Here is a 511-nt window from a genome sequence, read left to right on the forward strand (position 1 = left end):
ATTGATTTCCATATCTCTTTACAACATTTTCTAACTTAACAACTTCCAATTTGGAACCCCCTTAATTATTAAATTTGAATGCCAAATATATAAGTTGAAACTTTGTTTTACATCCGGCAGAGCGCCCGCCGCATTCTATCAAAGTCGACTTGTATGAAGGGAAAACAGAATCGAACAATCGGAAAATCTTTATTGCAACTTATATATTGTGTAAATACTATCAATTTCGTTATGATGAAAGTGGTGACAAGACAGTAGAGGAAGGAGAGTCCATATGGTTTTATTTTCCGTCATTGTGTATTTAGTCGGCATGCTTTGGATTGGCTATTGGGCGTATAAACGGACGTCCAATTTGTCTGATTATATGCTTGGCGGCCGGACGCTCGGACCGGCGGTGACGGCGCTCAGCGCCGGGGCTTCCGACATGAGCGGCTGGCTGCTCATGGGGCTGCCGGGGGCGATGTATGTCGATGGGGTGAGCGCCGCCTGGATCGTCATCGGCTTGACGCTT

At 45.4% G+C, this 511-nt stretch carries 1 protein-coding gene; it reads left to right on the forward strand.

Features of this window, described 5'->3' with window-relative positions:
• Window positions 1–274: 274 nt before the first annotated feature.
• Window positions 275–511: sodium:solute symporter family transporter (locus tag U1T56_RS24650; protein WP_418162100.1), on the forward strand; the 237-nt coding region annotated here is incomplete at its 3' end.

Origin of the sequence: Benzoatithermus flavus (genome assembly GCF_037908215.1) — a bacterium.
GTDB classification, from domain to species: Bacteria; Pseudomonadota; Alphaproteobacteria; order Geminicoccales; family Geminicoccaceae; genus Benzoatithermus; species Benzoatithermus flavus.